The following is a 512-nucleotide window of genomic DNA, read 5'->3' as shown; positions in this document are numbered from 1 at the left end:
GTTTTCCGTTATCCGGCAAGGCCTTGTGGACGGCGTGCAGCAGCGCCTCGACGACCTCGTCGTCATGGTCGTGGATCACCCGGACGAGGGAAATGATGTCGGCGCCTTCGGGCAGCGGGTCGGTGGTGAAGCTGCCGCCGACCGCGGTCGCCCTCTCCTTCAGGCCGTTCGCCTCGAACCGGGCGGCGGCCTTCGCGGCGACCGCCGGCAGATCGAACAGCATGCAGCGCAGCTGCGGCGCCTGGGCGGCGACCGCCGACAGGAACGAGCCGTCGCCGCCGCCGACGTCGAGCAGGCAGCGGTGGTCGCGGAACGAATAGACGTGCAGCACCTCGCGGGCGATCATCGGCTGCGACGCCGCCATCAGCGCCGTATAGGAGGCGATCGCATCGGCCGGCAGCTCGCCCGGCCGCTCGCCCCGCACATACGCCCAATAAGCCGCCAACTCGCCCGCCCCGCGCGGCGCGCGCAACAGCCCCACAGGATCCGCCAGATCCCGAACAAGCCTTGCA

Annotated in this window: 1 protein-coding gene; it reads right to left on the bottom strand. The window is 70.7% G+C overall.

Annotated features, from left to right (window positions below; translation table 11 throughout):
- Positions 1 to 512: methyltransferase (locus DYI24_RS27700; protein WP_164574578.1), on the bottom strand; the 512-nt coding region annotated here is incomplete at both ends.

Origin of the sequence: Rhodopseudomonas sp. BR0C11, from assembly GCF_010820945.1 — a bacterium.
GTDB lineage: Bacteria > Pseudomonadota > Alphaproteobacteria > Rhizobiales > Xanthobacteraceae > Rhodopseudomonas > Rhodopseudomonas palustris_H.
This window is presented reverse-complemented; position numbering and strand designations above follow the sequence as displayed.